Source organism: Microtetraspora niveoalba (assembly GCF_001570405.1).
GTDB classification, from domain to species: domain Bacteria; phylum Actinomycetota; class Actinomycetes; order Streptosporangiales; family Streptosporangiaceae; genus Microtetraspora; species Microtetraspora niveoalba.
In genome coordinates, this window is sequence record NZ_BBYM01000007.1 from 214,647 (window position 1) to 234,935 (window position 20,289).

Genomic DNA, 20,289 nt, shown 5'->3' on the forward strand with positions numbered 1-20,289 from the left:
CCTGTTTTGGCCATTTCGATGCGTCACTTTATCGGCGTTCTTGTCGGCTACGCGTAAGCAGGAGACTCACAGGTATCTCAAGTAGCAAAAATCACGATCTTGCGGTAAAGGGGGATCCCGTTACGATTACGTGGTGACGAGTGGGTCTTACCTCCGATTTCCCCACGTTCACCGGCGATCCCTGACGTTCGTCGCGGAGGACGACGTCTGGATCGCTCCACTCGACGGAGGCAGGGCCTGGCGGCTCACCGTCGACCACGCCGGAGCCGGCCACCCGAGGTTCTCCCCGGACGGCGCCAGGATCGCCTGGACCGCCCACCGCGACGGCGACCCCGAGATCCATCTGGCCGAGATCGGCGGCGGCCCGGCCACCCGGCTCACCTGCTGGGGCGACCCGCGCACCGAGGCCAGGGGCTGGCTCGACGACCGCACCGTCGCCGCCGTCAGCGCACGGGAGCAGCCCTTCACGTTCTGGACCTGGGCGTACGCGGTCCCCGACGACGGGCGGCCGGCCACGCGGCAGCCGTACGGGCCGGTGGCGGACCTGCACGTGTCGGGCGGGGACACGCTGCTGCTCACCGGGACGGCCGGGCACGACCCGGCGCACTGGAAGCGCTATCGGGGAGGCGGGACGGGCCGGCTCTGGTTCAACGGGCGGCGGCTGCTCGACGGGCACGAGGGCCAGATCGCCTCGCCCATGATCGTCGAAGGCCGGATCGCCTTCCTGTCCGACCACGAGGGCGTCGGCAACGTCTACTCGTGCGCCCCCGACGGCTCCGACCTGAGGCGGCACACCTGGTACGAGGACTTCTACGCCCGCCAGGCGAGCACCGACGGGCGGCGGATCGTCTACAGCCGCGCGGGGGAGCTGTGGCTCCTGCCCGGCCTGGACGCCCGCCCGGAACGCCTGGAGGTGACGCTGGGCGGCGCGGGAACGGGACGGCGGCCCTACCCCGCGCCGCCGTCCGTCGACGGCCTCGCCTGTGACGCCACCGGGCGGGCCAGCGCCGTCGAGGTCGCGGGAGCGGTGTTGTGGCTCACCCACGAGGACGGCCCGGCGCGCTGCCTGGACGCCCGCCCCGGGGTCCGGGCCCGGCTCCCCATCGTGCTCGGCGCCGTATACGCCGCGGAGGGCGAGGAGGCGGCGCGGCGCGGCAACGGGCCGGTCGCGTGGGTGAGCGACGCGGGCGGCGAGGACGGCATCGAGCTCGCGGAGCCGGGAGACGCCGTGCGCGGCCTCGCCCGCGGCCTCCTCGGACGCGTGCTGGAGTTGTCCGGCTCCCCGGACGGCACCGCGATCGCGGTCGTCACCCACGACGGCAGGCTCCTCCTCGTCGACGTGACGCGCGGCGCGGCGGCCGGCGGCGCGGGGGCCGCGGTCACGGAGCTGGCGCGGTCGGAGAGCGGCCCGCCCAGCGGGCCCAGGTTCTCGCCCGACTCGGCCTGGCTGGCGTGGTCGCACCCCGGCGTGGGCTCGCTGCGGGCGATCCGCATGGCCCGGATGCCCTCCCGTACGCCCCATCCGGATGCGGCGGCCCCCGCGGAACGCCCGGAACCGCTCGTCGTCGAGGTCACCGACGGCAGGTTCACCGACACCGAGCCGGTCTTCACCCCCGACGGGAGATATCTGGCGTTCCTGTCCAGGCGGGGATTCGACCCGATCTTCGACGTGCACAGCTTCGACCTGGCCTTCCCCGCCGGCTCGCGCCCCTTCCTGCTGCCGCTCGCGCGCAGCACGCCCTCGCCGTTCGCGCCCTCGGTTGACGGCCGCCCGGCGGAGCCGGAGGAGGCCGGCGGCGGGGACGTCGTGGTGGACACCGAGGGGATGGCGGGCCGGGTGATCGGCCTCCCGGTGCCCGAAGGGCGGTACACGAGCCTCCAGGCGGTCAAGGACGGGCTCGCCTGGCTCCGCCACCCGCTGCGCGGCTCCCTGGGCGGGGGAGAGGCCGCGCCGCCTCCCCCGCCGGTCCTGGAGCGGTTCGACCTCGGCAAGCGCTCCTGCGAGGAGGTCGCGGCCGCCGACGCGTTCTCCGCGAGCGGCGACGGCACCCGCATCGCGTACGTCGAGGGGCGGACGATGAGGGTCACCGGCGGGAGCGGCGACCCGGTCGAGGTGGACCTGCGCAGGATCCGGGTCGAGGTCGACCCGCCGCGCCGCTGGCGCCAGGCGTACGCGGAGGCCGGGCGGCTGGTGCGCGACCACTTCTGGGTGGCCGACCTCGCCGGGGTCGACTGGCCGTCCGCGCTCGCCGCGTACCGTCCGTGGCTGGACCGGATCTCGGGCGCCGACGACTTCGCCGACGTGCTCGGCGAGGTCCTGGGCGAGCTGGCGTCCTCCCACGCGTACGTGCGGCCCGGCGCCGGCCCGTCCGGGAGGTCGTACCGGTTCGTCGGGATGCTGGGCGCCGACCTCGCGCCCGACACCGACGGGCTGTGGCGGGTCCGGCGCGTCCTGCCGGCCGAGTCCTCCGACCCGCACGCCAGGTCCCCGCTCGCCGGGTCCGGCGTACGGCCCGGCGACGCCGTACTGGCCGTGGACGGCAGGCCGGTGGACCCGCGCACCGGGCCCGCGCCGCTGCTCGTGGACACGGCCGGGCGGCCGGTGGAGCTCACCGTCGAGTCCGGCGACCGGGTGTTCCGGGTGGCGGTGGTGCCGCTGTGGGACGACCGCACGTTGCGCTACCACGCCTGGGTCGCGGAACGCAGGCAGCGGGTGCGGCGGCTGAGCGGCGGCCGGGCGGGCTACCTGCACGTCCCCGACATGGACGCCTCCGGCTGGGCGCAGCTCCACCGGGACCTCGGCCGGGAGCTGGCGCGGGAGGCGCTCGTCGTGGACGTCAGGGGCAACCGCGGCGGGTTCACCTCGCAGCTCGTCCTGGAGAAGTTGTCGCGGCGGATCGTCGGCTGGGACGTGAGCCGCCACCACGAGCCGGCGAGCTATCCCGCGCAGGCCCCCCGCGGGCCGGTCGTCGTGGTGTGCGACGAGGCCACGTGCTCCGACGGGGACGTGATCACCGGTGCGGCGCAGGCCCTCGGCCTGGGCCCGGTGGTGGGCGCCAGGACGTGGGGCGGGGTCATCGGGTACGACGAGTGGCACCGGCTCGGCGACGGCACGTCCCTGACCGTCCCCGGGTACGCCTACTGGCTCCGCGGCTACGGCTGGGACCTGGAGAACCGGGGGGCCGTCCCCGACGTGGAGGTGCTGATCACGCCCGCCGACTGGGCGGTGGGCGCCGACCCGCAGCTCGACACGGCGGTGCGGCTGGCGATGGAGCGGCTCGCGGCCGCTCCGGCCGCCGCACCGCCCGACCCCGCCACCCGCCCCACCCGGGGCAGGACCGCTCCCTGATCGCCCGGGGGTCCGGTATTGGTAACGAGGCCCGGCGGGGCACGGCGGACCGGGAGCCGGCCTGGGGGGTGAGCAGTGGCGAGGAGGCCGGGCGGGGCACGGCGGGTCGTTTACGCGGGGCGGACGCCCGGTGCGCTCATATTGTTCTCACATCTCTCTGAAAGCCTCGCCGTGATCACGTCCGCATCAGGGTGAGGGAACACCCTGCCACGATCACGAAGCCAGGAGCGACGCCCATGTTCGACGAGATCCTCGGCCTGCCCGTCCACCCCCTGCTCGTCCACGCGGCCGTGGTGCTCACGCCGTTGCTCGCCCTCCTCTCCGTCGGCTACGCCGTGCTGCCGAGGTTCCGCGCGAAGCTCGACTGGATCCTGGTCCTGGCGGCCGTCGGCGCCCCCGTCGCCGTGTACGTGGCGAAGGAGAGCGGCGAGTCCTTCGAACGGAACCTCTTCGCCGGGCACCCGTCGCCCGCCGTCTCCGCGCACGAGGGCTTCGCGAACCCGCTGCTGTTCAGCACCGCCGCGCTCGGCGTGGTCGCCCTGCTGCTCGTCTTCGCCGCGAGGAGGTGGCCGAAGGCCGCCGGGGCCGCCCTGTCCGCCGCCTCCGTCGTCCTCGCCGTGGTGGCGTGCTACTACGTCGTACGCGCCGGGCACAGCGGCGCGACCGCGGTCTGGGGCGGCTGACTGCGTTTGATTGCCTCGCTCCGCTCGGCGGGCTCGGGGCGCCCGAAGTCGGCTCGTGCCCTCCTCGCTCGGAGTCGCTCGTTCCTCGCTCCCCGCTCGCTCGTTCCTCGCTCCCCGCTCGCTCGTTCCTCGCTCCCCGCTCGCTCGTCGGTTACTTCACCGCCGCGCCCCTCTGTGTTTGATTGCCTCGCTGCGCTCGGCGGGCTCGGGGCGCTTTCAGGCGATGTCTTCCCTCGTCACTCGGGACTCGTTCCTCGCCCGCTCGTTCCTCAGTCCAGACACCGCCGCGCCCCTCTCGTTTGTTTGCCTCGCTTCGCTCGGCGGCGGGACGCATCGGCCGGAACGGCTAGAGTCGGGCTTGTGGACAGTCTGTTCGATTCGGTGGCCGAGGAGGCCCACAGGAGCCACGAGCCGCTGGCCGTCCGGATGCGCCCGCGCGGGCTGGACGAGGTGATCGGACAGCGCCACCTGCTCGGCGCCGGCACGCCGCTGCGCCGGCTGGTCGAGAGCGAGGCCCCCATGTCCCTGTTCCTGTGGGGGCCGCCGGGCACCGGGAAGACCACGCTGGCCTACGTCGTCGCGGGCGCGACCAAGCGCAGGTTCGTGGAGATCTCCGCCGTCTCCGCCGGCGTCAAGGACGTGCGCGCGGCTATCGACCAGGCCCGCCGCGAGCTGGGCATGAGCGGCAGGCAGACGGTGCTGTTCGTGGACGAGGTGCACCGGTTCAACAAGGCCCAGCAGGACGCGCTGCTCCCCGCGGTCGAGAACCGCTGGGTCACCTTCATCGGCGCCACCACCGAGAACCCGTTCTTCTCCGTCATCTCGCCGCTGCTTTCGCGGTCGCTGCTGCTCACCCTGGAGTCGCTGGCGGAGGACGACGTGCGCTCCGTCCTGGAGCGGGCGGTCCGCGACCCGCGCGGCCTCGACGGGCGCGCCACGCTGCACCCCGACGCGCTCGACCAGCTCGTACGGCTCGCCGGCGGCGACGCGCGCCGGTCGCTGACCTACCTGGAGGCGGCGGCGCTGCTGTCCGACGAGATCACGATCGAGGTGGTGGAGCGCGCGGTCGACAAGGCGGCGGTCCGCTACGACCGGCAGGGCGACCAGCACTACGACGTGGTCAGCGCGTTCATCAAGAGCATGCGCGGCTCCGACGCGGACGCCGCGCTGCACTACCTGGCCCGAATGGTCGAGGCGGGGGAGGACCCCCGCTTCATCGCCCGCCGGATTGTGATCTTCGCCTCAGAGGACGTGGGCATGGCGGATCCCACCTGCCTCCAGGTGGCCGTGGCCGCCGCGCAGGCGGTCGAGTTCATCGGGTTGCCCGAGGGGCGCATCAACCTCGCCCAGGCGGTGATCCACTGTGCGCTCGCGCCCAAGTCCAACGCGGTGGTGTCGGCCATCGGCTCCGCCTCCGACGACGTACGGCGCGGCATGGTCGGGCAGATCCCCTCGCACCTGCGCGACGCCCACTATCCGGGGGCGAGCAAGCTCGGCCACGGCAAGGGCTACCAGTACCCCCACGACTTCGAGCACGGCCTGGTCCGGCAGGACTATGCCCCGGAGGAGCTCAGGGACCGCCGCTACTATCGGCCGACCAAGCACGGCGCGGAGGCCAGGTTCGCCGAGCGCTGGGCGCGGATCCGCGGCTTCCTGCGGGGCGAGGGCGGCGCCTGACCGGGCGCGGCGAGCGGCCGGGAGACGTACGGGAGGAGCCCGGGCGGGAGAAGCGCCTCGCGGGACGGCCGGAGAGCGCCCGCCGGGGGGCGGGGAGAGCCCGGTGAAGGCGTGGTTGGCCTCGGCGTGTCCGGCGTTCGCGGTAGGGTCTTGCCATTCCAGCCGAATCCGCCGCGCCTCCAGGCGAGTGGCGCGGGTTCGAGCGAAGCCACGCGCCTGCCACCTACCGAGGGGACGGATTCGCAAATGCTTGCCGCGGGAGAGGTCACCGGTCTGACCGCGGGAGAGGTCGCCGGTCTGATCGTCGCCATGTTCTGGGCGATCCTGGTGTGCTTCATGGCCGTCGTGCTCGTCAGGCTGGCCCGCCTGCTCACCGAGACCACCAAGACGGTGTCCGAGCTGAGCGACCGGGTGGTGCCGCTCCTGGAGGACGTCGGCCACACGGTCAACGAGACGAACCGCCAGCTCGTCGCGGTCGAGGCGATCACGGAGAACGTCAGGGACGTCAGCGGCAACATGGTGAAGATCACCGGTGTCGCCGCCATGCTGTTCGCCGGGCCGATGATCAAGCTGTCCGCCCTGAGCTACGGCGTACGCGAGGCGCTGGCCCGGCGGGACCGGCGCGCGATCGGAGGGCGCCGCCCGTGATCCGCCGGTTCTTCTACATCTCCGTCGGCGCGTTCCTCGCCGTCTGGGCGATGCGTAAGCTTCAGGCGATGCGGCCGGAGAGCGTCGCCAGACGCGCGGCCGGCCGGGCCGCCGGGCTCGCCGGCGAGCTCGTGGAGTTCGCCGGGGACGTCCGCGCCATCGCACGGGAGCGGGAAACCGAGTTGCGCTCCCGCATGGGACTCGAAAGTGTTGACAGAAACCACGACCACGACGTAAAGGATGGCCGCTGAAATGGAGTCGGCAGAGATCGCCCGCCGCTTCCTGCGCTTCTTCGAAGAGCGCGGGCACACCGTCGTGCCCTCGGCCAGCCTCGTCGCCGAGGACCCGACGCTGCTCCTCGTCCCCGCCGGAATGGTGCCCTTCAAGCCCTACTTCCTGGGCCAGCGCACCCCGCCCGCGTCGAGGCTGGTGAGCGTCCAGAAGTGCATCCGCACGCCGGACATCGACGAGGTCGGCAAGACGACCCGGCACGCCACGTTCTTCCAGATGCTGGGCAACTTCTCCTTCGGCGACTACTTCAAGGAGAACGCGATCCCGTTCGCCTGGGAGTTGCTGACCAGGTCCGAGTCCGACGGCGGCTTCGGCTTCCCCGAGGAGCGGCTCTGGGTCACCGTCTACGAGGACGACGACGAGGCGGCCGACATCTGGCACAACAGGGTCGGCGTCCCGCTCGACCGCATCCAGCGCCGCGGCCTCGCCGACAACTACTGGCACATGGGCGTGCCGGGCCCCGGCGGCCCCTGCTCGGAGATCTACTACGACCGCGGCCCCGAGTACGGCCGCGAGGGCGGTCCGGTCGCCGACGAGAACCGGTACCTCGAAGTCTGGAACAACGTCTTCATGCAGTTCCAGCTCAGCGCGGTCCGCAGCAAGGTCGACTTCGACGTCGCGGGCGAGCTGCCGAGCAAGAACATCGACACCGGCATGGGCCTGGAGCGCATGGCGGCGATCCTGCAGGGCGTCGACAACATCTACGAGATCGACACCACGTACAAGATCCTCGACCGGGCGGCCGACCTCACCCGCACGAAGTACGGCCGGGACGCCCGTGCGGACGTGTCGCTGCGCGTCGTGGCCGACCACATGCGCGCCGGCGTGATGCTGGTCGCCGACGGCGTCCTGCCCTCCAACGAGGGCCGCGGGTACGTCCTGCGCCGCATCCTGCGCCGCAGCATCCGCAACCTCCGCCTGCTCGGCGCGGGCGAGGAGCGGTACATGCACGAGCTGACCGCGACGACCATCGCGGTGATGGCGGACCTCTACCCCGAGCTGAAGAACGACGCGGCCAACATCCACACGGTCATCGACGCGGAGGAGACGTCCTTCCTCGGCACGCTCCGCACCGGCACCGCGATCTTCGACGCGGCCGTCGAGGAGTCCAAGCGCAAGGGCGCGCCGAGCCTGAGCGGCGACCAGGCGTTCCAGCTCCACGACACCTACGGCTTCCCGATCGACCTGACGCTGGAGATGGCGGCCGAGCAGGGGCTCAAGGTCGACGAGGAGGGCTTCCGCCGCCTCATGAAGGAGCAGCGCGACCGCGCCAAGGCGGACGCGGCGGCCAAGAAGACCGGCAACGCCGACATCTCCGTCTTCAGCGGGATGCTGGAGAAGGCCGGCCGGGTCGACTTCCTCGGGTACGACAACACGACCGCCGAGGCGAACGTCATCGGCCTGATCGTCGACGGCGGCGCCGTCGCGGCGGCGGGGGAGGGCACGACCCTCGAGATCGTCCTCGACCGGACGCCGTTCTACGCCGAGGGCGGCGGCCAGCTCGCCGACCAGGGCGTCATCCGCACCGGGGGCGCCGAGGTCGAGATCGTCGACGTGCAGTCGCCGATCGGCGGCCTCATCGTGCACCGCGGCAAGGTCCGCACCGGCGAGATCCGGGTCGGCGAGCAGGCGCAGGCCGAGATCGACCTGGAGCGGCGTCGCGCGATCTCCCGCAGCCACACCGCGACCCACCTCGTGCACCGCGGCTTCCGCAACGCGCTCGGCGAGTCGGCGGCCCAGGCGGGCTCGGAGAACTCTCCCGGCCGCTTCCGCTTCGACTTCACCGCGGCCGGCGCGGTCGCCCCGAGCGTCCTGCGCGACGTCGAGGACGAGGTCAACGCCGTCCTGATCAACGACCTCGCGGTCAACGCGTTCTACACCTCGCAGTCGGAGGCCCGCGCCATGGGCGCGCTCGCCCTCTTCGGCGAGAAGTACGGCGACGAGGTGCGCGTGGTCGAGGTCGGCGACTACTCCCGTGAGCTGTGCGGCGGCACGCACGTGGCGAGCTCCGGCCAGCTCGGCCTGGTCAAGGTGCTCGGCGAGGCGTCGATCGGCGCGGGCGTGCGCCGGGTCGAGGCGCTCGTCGGCCTGGACGCCTTCCGCTTCCTGGCCCGCGAGAGCGTCCTGGTGGCCCAGCTCAGCGAGCAGCTCAAGACCCGCCGCGAGGAGCTTCCCGAGCGGGTCGAGGGCATCGTCGGCCGGCTGCGCGCCGCCGAGAAGGAGCTGGAGAAGCTGCGCTCGGCCCAGGTGCTCGCGGTCGCGGGCGAGCTGGCCGCCGGCGCCGCCGACGTGCGCGGCGTCTCGGTCGTCACGCACCGCGCGCCCGCTGGCACCTCCCCCGACGACCTGCGTAAGCTCGCCCTCGACGTGCGCGGCCGATTCCCGAGCGACCGCGCCGCGGTGGTCGTCGTCGCCGGTGTCCCCACCGATCGGCCGGTCGTGGTCGCCGCGGTGAACGAGGCGGGACGCGACCGCGGCCTGAAGGCCGGGCGACTGGTCGGCGTCGCCGCCAAGGCGCTTGGGGGTGGCGGTGGCGGCAAGGACGATGTCGCGCAGGGCGGCGGGACCCGCGCCGAGGCGATCGGCGACGCGCTGCGCGCGGTGGAGGAGACCATCTCCTCGTCCCTCACCTGATCCGCCGGCTCTTTCGGGGAGAACCGGCCATGAGGCAAGGTGTACGACTCGGCGTGGACGCCGGATCCGTACGCGTCGGCGTGGCGCGCAGCGACCCTTCGGGGTTGCTCGCCACGCCGGTCGAGACCGTACGGCGCGGCCGGGGCGACGTGGAGCGGATCGCCGCGATCGTGGCCGAGCACGAGGCGATCGAGGTGGTGGTGGGCCTGCCCACCTCGCTCTCGGGGCGGGAGAGTCATGCGGCCGGGGCGGCGCGCGAGTTCGCCGCCCTTCTCGCCGAGCGGCTCGCGCCGATCCCGATCCGGCTTTTCGACGAGCGGCTGACGACGGTCACCGCGCAGCAGCGCCTGCGCTCCAGTGGTGTGAAGGCGAAGAACCAGCGCTCGGTCATCGACCAGGCGGCGGCCGTGGTGCTGCTCCAGGCGGCGCTCGACTCCGAGCGGGCCACCGGGCGGCCGCCGGGCCGACCCCTCAGGCCGCCGGGCGACGCCGGCGACGGGAAGGCGAGCGGCGGAGGCGGCTGATGCCCTTCGCGGCGGCCCCGGCCGCCCGCTCCCACCCTCCGGCGGCCTCGCCGGCCCGCTCGCGTCGCGCGGCGGCCGCGGCCGCCGGCTTTCACGTCGCGGAGGTTCCGCCCCGCGCGTCCGGGTGCGGCCGTCCGGACCCCGGCCCCCACTCCGACGTTCTCGGCCGAGGATCCCCACGTCGTGGCGGCGCCGTCCGCGGTTTCCCGAGGCGGGACGCCTCCCGCGTGGCCCTGTGCCGCCGCGTTCCCCGTCCTCGTTCCGGCGTTCTCGGCCGCGTGATCCCACCGCGGCGCGCCTCGGGACGGGTGATCCCATGTGACGGCGGTTACGGCCGCGCGGGCCGATCCGCGGGCGGTCCCGTTCTTCGGCCGACTGAGTCGACTAATCCGGCACTAATGCCATACTTAGTGAACTTCGCCCCCAAAACGGGCGATTGGTACCGGTTTGTCAGAACCGATCTTCACCATAGGATCATCAAATTCACTGACAAAGAGGGCGAGTTCGTGAAATACCGGGAACAGTTGAACGCGTACCTAGGGACCGTCTAGGACATGACCATCCCAGCCCGGAAGGACCGTCCTGGCCCGCCGGAGGCCCGGGCCGCCGTACCCTCCCTGGAGGGAAGGCCCGCCCGGAACCGGGGGCCCACGCCCGCCTCTCAAGGAGGCGGGCGCGTAATCGAACGCCGGAACCCCCTCGGTTCCGCACACTCGCTTGACGCGTGGCGCGCCGTACCGAGAGATTGGCCAGCGCACTATGAATGATCTCGATATGGACTTCCTGCTGGGCTCCGACGATGACGGGCCCTCCCGGCGCCGTGCCCGCGGTCCGAACCGCAGTCAGCGGCGCCGCAGCCGCCGCCGGCGCACCCGGCAGCGCCGCAAGGGATTCGCGGCCTCCTTCTTCGCCATCCTCATCGTCGCCGGGGTGCTCGGCGGCGCGGGATACCTCGGCTTCAACTGGTTCCGCGACCTTCTCGTGCCCAAGGACTTCACCGGCAAGGGCACCGGAGAGGTAGTGGTCGAGATCAAGGAGGGGGCCACCGCCTCCGACGTCGCCCAGGAACTCGAGCGGCAGGGCGTGGTGGCCAGCGCGCGGGCGTTCGTCAACGCCATCGGCGCGGCCGGCAAGAGCTCCTCGCTCCAGCCCGGCGAGTACACCCTGCGCAAGGGCATGTCGGCGGAGTCGGCGGTGACCATGCTCGACCCCAAGAACCGGGTGCTCAATCACCTGACGATCCGCGAGGGCCTGCGGCTCGGCGAGATCTACACCAAGCTGTCCACCGCCACCGGCAGGCCGGTCGAGGAGTTCAAGAAGGCCGCCAAGAAGGACATCGGCCTCCCCCGGTACGCCAATGGACGGCTGGAGGGCTACGCCTTCCCCGCCACCTACGAGGTCTCGCCCAAGCTCACCGCGCCCCAGATCCTGATCAAGATGGTCGACCGCTTCAACCAGACCGCCCAGCGGCTCGACCTGGAGCGCCAGGCCAAGCAACTCGGCTACTCGGCCCACGACATCATGACCATCGCGAGCATCGTCCAGGCCGAGTCGGGCAGCCAGGCGGACATGCCCAAGGTCGCCCGCGTCATCTACAACCGCCTCGGGCTGAACCCGCCGATGAAGCTCCAGATGGACAGCACCGTCATGTACGGCCTGAACAAGTACGGCATCGCCGCGACGGACGCCGATCTCAGGAGCACGTCGCCGTACAACACGTACATGCACACCGGCCTGCCGCCCGGCCCCATCACCAACCCCGGCGACCACGCGATCGAGGCCGCGCTCAAGCCCGCGGACGGCAACTGGCTCTACTTCGTGACCGTCGATCCCAAGAAGGGGATCACGAAGTTCACCGACAAGGAGTCGGAGTTCTGGAAGCTCCGCGAAGAGTTCAACCGGAACCACGGATGACCGGAACTGCCGGAGGGGGGCCGCGCCGCGCGGCGGTGCTCGGCCTCCCGATCCGCCACTCGCTCTCGCCGATCCTGCACCGCGCCGCGTACGCCGGCCTCGGCCTTTCGGCCTGGCGGTACGACGCGATCGAGTGCGGCGAGGACGGCCTGGCGGAGCTGGTCGCCGGGCTCGGCCCCGAGTGGGCCGGGCTGTCGCTGACGATGCCGCTCAAGCGTGCGGTGTTCCCGCTGCTCGACACGGTCTCCGACCTCGCGGTCGAGGTGAACGCGGTCAACACGGTCGTCTTCCGCGACGGTCGCCGCCACGGCGAGAACACCGACGTGTACGGCATCGTCCGGGCACTGGCCGAGGCCGGGGTGACCGCGCCGTCCAGCGCCTCGATCCTGGGCGGGGGCGCGACGGCGGCCTCCGCGATCGCCGCGCTGCGCGAGACGGGCCTGCGCGAGGTGACGCTGGTCGTGCGCGAGCCGTCCCGGGCCGCCGAGACGCTGGAGGTGGCCGAGCGGCTCGGCGTCGCGGTCGCCGTACGGACCTTCGAGGACGTCGACGCCGACGTGGACCTGGTCGTCTCCACGCTCCCCGCCGGGGCCGCGGACGACGTGGCGGACAGGGCCGCGGGGGCGAAGGCGGTCTTCGACGTGGTCTACGCGCCCTGGCCGACCACGCTCGCGGAGGTCGCGCGGGAGCGGGGCGCCGTCGTCGTCGGCGGGTTCCCGATGCTCCTGCACCAGGCGGTCCGGCAGGTCGAGCTGATGACCGGCCGGACGGACGTCCCGGTCGAGGAGATGCGCGCGGCCGGCGAGGCGGAGATCCGCAGGCGCGCCGCGGCGGCGAAGTAGCCGCCCCGAGCCGCGCGAGCGAAGCGAGCGCCATGAACACGGAATAGCCGGGGCGGCCGCCGGGTTGTGGTAATGTTGTCAATCGATCGGTCCGGCATGCCGGCTGGACGCGCAAGCGGAGGTCCTCCTCCCACCTGATCGGCCGAAAGGCGGACGGGTCAAGGATCACAACCAGGGTTCTCTCCATGAGAGAGCTCAGTGACCCCGCATGCGTGACGTGCGGGGTTTTGTGTTTTTCCCGCACGGTCGAGCATCAAGCGGAAGTCCTTTGGAGGTCCCATCAGCACCGAGCCCCGCATCAACGATCGTATCCGCGTGCCGGAGGTTCGCCTCGTCGGCCCGAACGGCGAGCAGGTCGGCATCGTCTCGATCGGCGATGCACTGAAGCTGGCCCAGGAGAGCGATCTCGACCTGGTCGAGGTCGCGGCGACGGCCAGGCCGCCCGTGTGCAAGCTCATGGACTACGGCAAGTTCAAGTACGAGTCGGCCATGAAGGCGCGCGAGGCCCGTCGCAACCAGGCACACACGATCATCAAGGAGATCAAGCTCCGGCCGAAGATCGACCCGCACGACTACGAGACCAAGAAGGGTCACGTCGTGCGCTTCCTCAAGGCGGGGGACAAGGTCAAGGTCACGATCATGTTCCGGGGTCGCGAGCAGTCCCGGCCGGAGTTGGGCTTCCGGCTGTTGCAGCGGCTCGCCGAGGACGTCACCGAGCTGGGCTTCGTGGAGTCACAGCCCAAGCAGGACGGGCGAAACATGATCATGGTCATCGGCCCGCACAAGAAGAAGGCCGAGGCCAAGGCGGAGAAGGCCGCGGCCAAGGCGCAGCGCGAGCCGGAGTCCGCGGAGCCGGAATCCACGGCCGCGGAGTGACGCGCCCGTCTGAGCGGATCAGACACGCATGGAGAAGCCGAGACCGGGAGGTCTCGCAGAGCCAGGCATGCCATCGGCTCGGGTCACCGGCCCGGGCCGTCGGCACGACCAACGAGGGAGAGACGGCTGAGATGCCGAAGATGAAGACGCACAGCGGTGCGAAGAAGCGGTTCCGGCTGACCGGCTCCGGCAAGATCGTTCGCCGGCGGGCCAACCGGAAGCACCTTTTCGAGCACAAGCCGTCCACCCGTACGCGCCGGCTCGAGGGCGACGTCATCGTTTCCGACGCCGACGCCAAGAAGATCAAGAAGCTGCTCGCGAAGTAACCGACCCCGGGGAGACTGAACAAAATGGCACGCGTGAAGCGGGCGCTCAACGCCAAGAAGAAGCGCAGGGTCGTCCTCGAGCGGGCGAGCGGCTATCGGGGGCAGCGGTCCAGGCTGTACCGCAAGGCCAAGGAGCAGATGCTCCACTCGATGACGTACGCCTACCGGGACCGCAAGGACAAGAAGGGCACCTTCCGGCGCCTTTGGATCCAGCGCATCAACGCCGCGGCCCGCGCGAACGGCATCACGTACAACCGGTTCATCCAGGGCCTGCGTCTCGCCGGCATCGAGGTGGACCGCAAGATCCTCGCCGACCTCGCCGTGAACGACGCCCAGACGTTCGCCACGCTGGCCGAGGCGGCGAAGAAGGCCCTGCCGGCCGACGTGAACGCGCCGGTCGCCTGAGCCGTACGCGGATTCAGCATTCATAGGGGCTCACCGGCATCCGGTGGGCCCCTTTTGACGAGGGAAGGCATGGCCGGAACCGAGCTCACCAACATCAGGTCCCCGCGGGTGAAGGCCGCACGGCGGCTCGCCAAGCGCGCCTTCCGGGACCGCGACCGGGCCTTCCTGGCCGAGGGGCCGCAGGCCGTACGCGAGGCCCTCACGCTCGACGGCGTGACGGTCGAGCTGTTCGCCACGGCCGAGGCCGAGATCCGGCACGCCGACATCGTCGGCGTGGCGGCCGCCGCCGGGGTCCCCGTGTTCCGGGTCAGCGGCGAGGTCATGGCCGAGCTGGCCCAGACCGTCACCCCGCAGGGGTTGATGGGCGTCTGCCGGTTCGTCCACGTCCCGCTCGCCGAGGCGGTGCCGTCCGGCACGCGGCTGGTCGCCCTCCTGGCCCACGTCCGCGACCCCGGCAACGCCGGCACCGTCCTGCGCACCGCCGACGCCGCCGGCGCCGACGCCGTCGTCTTCACCGACGCCTCCGTCGATCCGTACAACGGCAAGTGCGTCCGGGCCAGCGCGGGCAGCCTGTTCCACCTTCCCGTCGCCACCGGCTCACCGGTGGCCGAGGCGGTGCGGCACGTGCGCGCCGCCGGGCTGCGCGTCCTCGCGGCGGACGGCTCGGGCGAGGCGACCCTCGACGACGTCGATCTCGGCGTCCCGACCGCGTGGCTGTTCGGCAACGAGGCGTGGGGGCTGCCCCCGGCGCTGCTCGAACTCGCCGACGAGGTGGTGCGGGTGCCGATCTACGGGCGGGCGGAGAGCCTCAACCTGGCCACCGCCGCCGCGGTCTGCCTGTACGCCTCGGCGCGGGCGCAGCGGCAGACCTTACATCGCGTGGAAGATCCGTCCACCCCCGCGGTCTGAGAAGGCCGACCGGAGCGGGAAACCCGCTATTGTCGGCCTTGAAGCGCGTGCGGGCCCCCATCCGGCGCGCTTTCACCGGATCGAGGGAGGCGGTCTCGTGCGAGGTGAGGGCACTCCCCGGGGCGCCCGAAGACCGGTCGCGGACGGGAGCGCGGACGTCTGTGCCGACGATCTCCCCGACGGCCTGGTCGTGGCCGACCCCGAAGGCGTCGTCCTGCTCGTCAACCGAGCCGCCGAGCGGCTGACCGGAGTGGCCCGCGGGGCGGCGATCGGCCGGCACATCACCGACGCGCTGCCGTTCCGCGACCCCGAGGGCCGCGACTGGTGGAAGTGCCTCGACCCGCACGGAGGCCTGCCCACCCGGACCCGGCAGCCCGAGCGGCCGGTGCACCTGCCGGGGCGGCCGGAGGTGCTCCTCGCCGCCCGCCTGGTCCGCCGCCCCGAGCGCGGCGGGCCCGTGGTCCGCGTCGTCGTCACGCTGCGGGACGCCTCGGCCCGGGCCCGGCTGGAGCGCAGCAGGGCCGACCTCGTCTCCACCGTCGCGCACGAGCTCAGGTCGCCGCTGACCAGCGTGAAGGGCTTCACCGCCACGCTGCTGGCCAAATGGGAGCGCTTCACGGACGCGCAGAAGCTCGTGATGCTCCAGACCGTCAACGCCGACGCCGACCGCGTCACCCGGCTGATCACCGACCTGCTCGACGTGTCCAGGATCGAGTCCGGCCGCCTGGAGGTCCACCGCCAGGTCGTGGACATCCCCGCCCGCGCCCGCCGGCTCATCGAGGGCCGGGTCGCGGCGGGGGAGCCGGCCGACCGGTTCCACCTGGAGGTGCGCGGCGAGCTGCCCGAGACCTGGCTCGACCAGGACAAGATCGATCAGATCCTCGGCAACCTGCTGGAGAACGGGGTACGCCACGGGCGCGGTACCGTGACGACAGTGGTCGAAGCCGTCGATCTGGGAGTGACCGTGTCCGTGCGCGATCAGGGTGAGGGCGTCGCGCCCGAACTGGTCACGCGCGTCTTCCGGCAGTTCTGGCGCGGCAACGGTCGCCGGCGGGGCGGCACCGGCCTCGGCCTGTTCATCGTCAAGGGCCTGGTCGAGGCCCACGGCGGCACGATCAGCGTGCAGCGCGCGCCCGGCGGCGGCGCCGAGTTCCGATTTACCGTGCCCACCGGGGCCCCTGACTTCGCCTGACCTCACCGGCCGATCCCACCGCCGGCGTCGGAGCCGATCTCAGCCCGGTGGGCGCCCCGGAGCCGGTCGGCCCCACGGCCGGCGGGCCGGTGCCGGAGGCCCTTCGCCGATCTTGGCGGGGGCGTATCTTGACCCATCCGGCACTAGACTCGTGCACGCTTAAGCCCTGGATACGGAGCTCTCTCTTGTCGAACACCTATGACCCGGTCGAGGTGACGCCACTGCACGCCGACGAGGTCGCGCGGGCACAGGCCGACGCCCTCGCCGCGATCGCGGCGGCGCGCGACCTCGACGAACTGAAGCAGGTACGGCTCGCGCACGTCGGCGACCGCTCGCCGATCGCGCTGGCCAACCGCGAGATCGGCGCGCTGCCGCCCCAGGCGCGATCCGAGGCGGGCAAGCGCATCGGCGGCGCGCGCAAGGCGATCGGGCAGGCGCTCGCCGCGCGCCAGGCCGAGCTGGAGGCCGAGCGTGACGCGCGGGTCCTCGTGGAGGAGACCGTCGACGTCACCCTGCCCTGGGACCGGCGGCCCCGCGGCGCCCGCCACCCGCTGACCACGCTCCAGGAGCGCGTCGCCGACGCGTTCGTCGCGATGGGGTACGAGGTGGCCGAGGGGCCCGAGCTCGAAGGCGAGTGGTTCAACTTCGACGCGCTGAACATCGCGACGGACCACCCCGCGCGCTCCGAGCACGACACGTTCTTCGTCGAGAGCGCCGCGTCCGGCAAGGTGCTGCGCACCCAGACGTCGCCGGTGCAGATCCGCGCGCTGCTCTCGCGCGACCTGCCGGTGTACGTCGTCTCCCCGGGCAAGGTCTTCCGCACCGACGAGCTGGACGCCACCCACACGCCGGTCTTCCACCAGGTCGAGGGGCTCGCGGTCGACAAGGGCCTGACCATGGCCCATCTGAAGGGCACGCTCGACCGGTTCGCCGAGGTGATGTTCGGCGAGGGCATCAGCACCCGGTTCCGGCCCAACTACTTCCCGTTCACCGAGCCGTCCGCCGAGATGGACCTGCGCTGCTTCGTCTGCCGCGGCGCGTCGGCCTCCCCGGGCAACCCGCCGTGCCGTACGTGCAAGTCGGAGGGCTGGATCGAGTGGGGCGGCTGCGGCATGGTCAACCCGCGCGTGCTGATCGCGTGCGGCGTCGACCCGTCGGTCTACTCCGGCTTCGCGTTCGGCATGGGCATCGAGCGCACCCTGATGTTCCGAAACAACGTCGAGGACATGCGCGACATGGTCGAGGGCGACATCCGCTTCACCCTGCCGTTCGGAATGGAGGTCTGATGAAGGTCCCGCTCTCCTGGCTGCGGGAGTACGTCGATCTCCCGGCCGTCACGGCCCAGGAGGTGGCCGACAAGCTCACCTCCGCCGGTCTCAAGCTCGAGGCGATCACCTCCCACGGCCACGAGATCAAGAACGTGGTCGTCGGCCAGGTCGTCGTCATCGAGGAGCTCGCCGGCTTCAAGAAGCCGATCAGGCACTGCCTCGTCGAGGTGGGGGAGGCCGCGCCGCGCGAGATCGTGTGCGGCGCCACCAACTTCACCGAGGGCGCGATCGTACCGGTCGCGCTGCCCGGCGCCGTCCTGCCCGGCGGGTTCGAGATCGGGTCCCGCAAGACGTACGGGCGGCAGTCCGACGGCATGATCTGCTCCGAGGCCGAGCTCGGCATCGCCGAGTCCTCCCCGGGCATCCTGCTGCTCCCGGAGGACACGCCCATCGGGGCGGACGTCGTCGAGCTTCTCGGCCTGCGCGACGACGTGCTGGAGCTGGAGATCACGCCCGACTGCGGCTACGCGCTGTCGATCCGGGGCGTCGCCCGCGAGGCGGCGACCGCGTTCGGCGTGGCGTTCCACGACCCGGCGGCGATCGAGCTCCCGGCCGCGTCCGGCCCGTCCCACCCGGCGTCGATCGCCGACCCGACCGCCTGCGACCGGTTCGTGCTGCGTTCGGTGTCCGGGTTCGACCCGGCCGCCGAGAGCCCGCTGTGGATGCGGGTGCGGCTGATCCGCGCCGGGGTGCGGCCGGTCTCGCTCGCGGTGGACGTCACGAACTACGTCATGCTGGAGCTCGGCCAGCCGCTGCACGCGTTCGACCGGTCCCGCCTGTCCGGCGAGATCGTCGTACGGCGGGCCGGCGCGGGGGAGACCCTGGAGACGCTCGACCACGTGACGAGGAAGCTCCACGAGGAGGACATCCTCATCACCGACGCCTCGGGGCCGATCTCGATCGCCGGCACCATGGGCGGCCTGCACACGGAGATCTCCGACTCCTCGACCGACATCGTGATCGAGGCGGCGCACTTCTCCGCCACCGGCATCGCCCGGGCGTCGCGCCGCCACGGCCTGGTCAGCGAGGCGTCCAAGCGGTTCGAGCGCGGCGTGGACCGCGAGCTGCCGCTGGCCGCCTCCTGGCGCGCCGTGCGGCTCCTGGTCGAGCTGGGCTCCGGCACCGCCGACCCGGGCGTCACGCACGCCCAGGTGGACGTCGCTCCGGTCCGGGTCGTCATCCCGTCCGATTACCCGGGCCGCGTCGCGGGCCTGCCGTACACGCGGGAGACCGTGATCCGCCGCCTGGAGCAGGTGGGCTGCGCGGTCGTCGAAGGCGTCGCCGCCGACGAGACCGCCGTGTCCGGCGGCGGGGGCGTGGCCGCGACCGGCGTCGTCTCCGGCGCGGGGTCGGCGGGCGACCTGCGCGAGAAGCTCGCCGTTCGCGGCGACGACCCGCTCACCGTCACCCCGCCGTCGTGGAGGCCGGACCTGACCGACCCGAACGACCTGGCGGAGGAGGTCATCCGGCTGGAGGGGTACGAGCACCTGCCCTCGGTGCTGCCCGCCGCCCCCGCCGGGGCCGGGCTGACCGAGGAGCAGCGGCTGCGCCGCAGGGTCGGCCGCGCGCTGGCCTACTCCGGCTACGTCGAGGTGCTCTGCTACCCGTTCATCGGCGTACGCGACCTGGACAACCTGCAGCTTTCCAAGGACGACCCGCGCCGCCGGGCGACCCGGCTGCTCAACCCGCTCAGCGAGGACGAGCCGCTCATGCGGACCACCCTCCTGCCGGGCCTGCTGAAGACGCTGGTACGCAACGTGGGCCGCGGCTTCGGCGACGTGGCGCTGTTCGAGACCGGCCTGGTCTACCGGCCGGAGCCGGACGCCCCGGCGGCCGCGCCGGTGCTCACGGTCGAGCGCAGGCCGACCGACGGAGAGCTCGCGGAGATCGAGAGCGCGCTGCCGCGGCAGCCGCAGCGGGTCGCCGCGGTGCTGGCCGGTGAGTTCGACCGGTCCGGCTGGTGGGGCCAGGGCCGTCAGGCGACCTGGGCGGACGCGATCGAGGCCGCTCGGACCGTCGCCCGCGAGGCGGGCGTCGAGCTGGAGGTCCGCGCCGACCGGCACGAGCCGTGGCACCCGGGCCGCTGCGCCGCGCTGTACGCGGGCGACGTCCTGATCGGGCACGCCGGCGAGCTGCACCCGCGCGTCGTCGAGGCGTGCGGCCTGCCGCCGCGCACCGCCGCGATGGAGCTGGAGCTGTCGCTCCTCACCCCGCCGGGGCCGGTGCAGGCGCCGGCCGTCTCGGCGTACCCGGTGGCGACCCAGGACGTGGCGCTGGTCGTCCGGTCCGAGGTGACCGTCGCGGAGGTCGAGGCCGCGCTGCGCGAGGGGGCGGGCGAGCTGCTGGAGTCCGTCCGGCTGTTCGACGTGTACACGGGCGAGCAGGTGGAGGAGGGCCACGCGTCCCTGGCGTACACGCTGCGGTTCCGCGCGCCGGACCGCACGCTCACGGTCGAGGAGACCACGGCGGCCCGTGACGCGGCCGTGGCGCTCGCCCACGAGCGGACCGGGGCCCGGCTGCGCGGCGTCTGACCCGCGCCGATCGTCTGAAGGGGATGCCCGTCCGGCCGTGTGCCGGGCGGGCATCGCCGTGTCCGGGGCTCGCCGCCGCGGTCGAAATCACCCATTGATCCATCGGTTACCAACGAGTATCGTCCGGAGGCGAGCAGCCCTCATATTCGCGCGCGAATCG

At 72.5% G+C, this 20,289-nt stretch carries 16 protein-coding genes; all 16 read left to right on the plus strand.

Annotated elements, in window-relative coordinates; genetic code table 11:
- Window positions 1–133: 133 nt before the first annotated feature.
- Window positions 134–3,349: a S41 family peptidase gene (locus AWQ70_RS07775; protein ID WP_067172160.1), complete on the plus strand. Its 3,216-nt coding sequence runs from the start codon at window positions 134–136 to the stop codon at window positions 3,347–3,349.
- Between the two features lie 236 nt (window positions 3,350–3,585).
- Entirely contained in the window at window positions 3,586–4,032 is a 447-nt protein-coding gene (locus tag AWQ70_RS07780; protein WP_067172162.1) for a DUF2231 domain-containing protein, read from the plus strand.
- Window positions 4,033–4,392: 360 nt separating this feature from the next.
- A complete protein-coding gene (locus AWQ70_RS07785; RefSeq protein ID WP_067172164.1) occupies window positions 4,393–5,709 on the plus strand; it encodes a replication-associated recombination protein A in 1,317 nt (438 codons plus the stop codon).
- Between the two features lie 246 nt (window positions 5,710–5,955).
- Window positions 5,956–6,357: a DUF948 domain-containing protein gene (locus AWQ70_RS07790; RefSeq protein ID WP_067172166.1), complete on the plus strand. Its 402-nt coding sequence runs from the start codon at window positions 5,956–5,958 to the stop codon at window positions 6,355–6,357.
- Complete coding sequence (locus AWQ70_RS07795; protein ID WP_067172168.1) at window positions 6,354–6,608, plus strand: hypothetical protein; 255 nt, start codon at window positions 6,354–6,356, stop codon at window positions 6,606–6,608. Before AWQ70_RS07790 ends, AWQ70_RS07795 begins: the two co-directional genes overlap by 4 nt.
- 1 nt (window position 6,609) lies before the next feature.
- Complete coding sequence (gene alaS / locus AWQ70_RS07800; protein ID WP_067172171.1) at window positions 6,610–9,282, plus strand: alanine--tRNA ligase; 2,673 nt, start codon at window positions 6,610–6,612, stop codon at window positions 9,280–9,282.
- 29 nt (window positions 9,283–9,311) lie between these two features.
- The gene (gene ruvX, locus AWQ70_RS07805; protein ID WP_084516631.1) at window positions 9,312–9,806 is read left to right on the plus strand and encodes a Holliday junction resolvase RuvX; all 495 of its coding nucleotides are present in this window, start codon (window positions 9,312–9,314) and stop codon (window positions 9,804–9,806) included.
- A 774-nt stretch (window positions 9,807–10,580) separates the two neighbouring features.
- The gene (mltG, locus tag AWQ70_RS07810; protein WP_245646826.1) at window positions 10,581–11,720 is read left to right on the plus strand and encodes an endolytic transglycosylase MltG; all 1,140 of its coding nucleotides are present in this window, start codon (window positions 10,581–10,583) and stop codon (window positions 11,718–11,720) included.
- Window positions 11,717–12,562: a shikimate dehydrogenase gene (locus AWQ70_RS07815; protein WP_067172177.1), complete on the plus strand. Its 846-nt coding sequence runs from the start codon at window positions 11,717–11,719 to the stop codon at window positions 12,560–12,562. The genes mltG and AWQ70_RS07815 overlap by 4 nt, the downstream gene beginning before the upstream one ends.
- 297 nt (window positions 12,563–12,859) lie before the next feature.
- Window positions 12,860–13,438: a translation initiation factor IF-3 gene (gene infC, locus AWQ70_RS07820; RefSeq protein ID WP_281196848.1), complete on the plus strand. Its 579-nt coding sequence runs from the start codon at window positions 12,860–12,862 to the stop codon at window positions 13,436–13,438.
- A gap of 131 nt (window positions 13,439–13,569) precedes the next feature.
- The gene (gene rpmI, locus AWQ70_RS07825) at window positions 13,570–13,764 is read left to right on the plus strand and encodes a 50S ribosomal protein L35 (RefSeq protein ID WP_067172183.1); all 195 of its coding nucleotides are present in this window, start codon (window positions 13,570–13,572) and stop codon (window positions 13,762–13,764) included.
- 24 nt (window positions 13,765–13,788) lie between these two features.
- Window positions 13,789–14,169: a 50S ribosomal protein L20 gene (gene rplT / locus AWQ70_RS07830; RefSeq protein WP_067172185.1), complete on the plus strand. Its 381-nt coding sequence runs from the start codon at window positions 13,789–13,791 to the stop codon at window positions 14,167–14,169.
- Window positions 14,170–14,238: 69 nt separating this feature from the next.
- On the plus strand, window positions 14,239–15,078 hold the full coding sequence (locus AWQ70_RS07835; RefSeq protein WP_067172188.1) for a TrmH family RNA methyltransferase: 840 nt from the start codon (window positions 14,239–14,241) through the stop codon (window positions 15,076–15,078).
- Window positions 15,079–15,175: 97 nt separating this feature from the next.
- Complete coding sequence (locus tag AWQ70_RS07840) at window positions 15,176–16,270, plus strand: sensor histidine kinase (RefSeq protein ID WP_067172190.1); 1,095 nt, start codon at window positions 15,176–15,178, stop codon at window positions 16,268–16,270.
- 185 nt (window positions 16,271–16,455) lie between these two features.
- On the plus strand, window positions 16,456–17,556 hold the full coding sequence (gene pheS / locus AWQ70_RS07845) for a phenylalanine--tRNA ligase subunit alpha (protein WP_067172194.1): 1,101 nt from the start codon (window positions 16,456–16,458) through the stop codon (window positions 17,554–17,556).
- Window positions 17,556–20,129, plus strand: a complete 2,574-nt coding sequence (locus AWQ70_RS07850) for a phenylalanine--tRNA ligase subunit beta (RefSeq protein ID WP_067172195.1) — start codon at window positions 17,556–17,558, stop codon at window positions 20,127–20,129. Before pheS ends, AWQ70_RS07850 begins: the two co-directional genes overlap by 1 nt.
- The last annotated feature ends 160 nt before the right edge of the window (window positions 20,130–20,289 follow it).

Coding starts and splice junctions, on each gene's coding strand:
- AWQ70_RS07835 (WP_067172188.1), top strand. CDS start 14,239: ATGGCCGGAACCGAGCTCACCAACATCAGGTCCCCGCGGGTGAAGGCC.
- ruvX (WP_084516631.1), top strand. CDS start 9,312: ATGAGGCAAGGTGTACGACTCGGCGTGGACGCCGGATCCGTACGCGTC.
- AWQ70_RS07790 (WP_067172166.1), top strand. CDS start 5,956: ATGCTTGCCGCGGGAGAGGTCACCGGTCTGACCGCGGGAGAGGTCGCC.
- AWQ70_RS07815 (WP_067172177.1), top strand. CDS start 11,717: ATGACCGGAACTGCCGGAGGGGGGCCGCGCCGCGCGGCGGTGCTCGGC.
- mltG (WP_245646826.1), top strand. CDS start 10,581: ATGGACTTCCTGCTGGGCTCCGACGATGACGGGCCCTCCCGGCGCCGT.
- alaS (WP_067172171.1), top strand. CDS start 6,610: ATGGAGTCGGCAGAGATCGCCCGCCGCTTCCTGCGCTTCTTCGAAGAG.
- rplT (WP_067172185.1), top strand. CDS start 13,789: ATGGCACGCGTGAAGCGGGCGCTCAACGCCAAGAAGAAGCGCAGGGTC.
- AWQ70_RS07850 (WP_067172195.1), top strand. CDS start 17,556: ATGAAGGTCCCGCTCTCCTGGCTGCGGGAGTACGTCGATCTCCCGGCC.
- AWQ70_RS07780 (WP_067172162.1), top strand. CDS start 3,586: ATGTTCGACGAGATCCTCGGCCTGCCCGTCCACCCCCTGCTCGTCCAC.
- rpmI (WP_067172183.1), top strand. CDS start 13,570: ATGCCGAAGATGAAGACGCACAGCGGTGCGAAGAAGCGGTTCCGGCTG.